At 43.4% G+C, this 226-nt stretch carries 1 pseudogene; it reads right to left on the reverse strand.

The window, feature by feature from the left end:
- A pseudogene (locus tag BN338_RS12430) lies at positions 1 to 226 on the reverse strand (integrase); the annotation flags it as partial.

Below are 226 nucleotides of genomic sequence, written 5' to 3' on the forward strand. Positions count from 1 at the left end.
GGCAGGAACATTTTTCCAATCCATTGCTGGTCTATTTTGCGTTTTATGACGTTGTTTACCTAAGAGAGCGCGTGCTTTTTCTACTGCTTGTAAATCAACATCCAGCCCCAAAGCAGCCGCATGTTTGAGACAAATATTAAGACGGTTCAGTGCTTTACGCGCTGTATCAGCTTTTGTATGCCAAATAGGGGCAAGGGTATTGCGTATCTCTGTTTGGGTAATCTCA

The sequence above is a fragment of the Bartonella queenslandensis AUST/NH15 genome (genome assembly GCF_000312585.1).
GTDB classification, from domain to species: domain Bacteria; phylum Pseudomonadota; class Alphaproteobacteria; order Rhizobiales; family Rhizobiaceae; genus Bartonella; species Bartonella queenslandensis_A.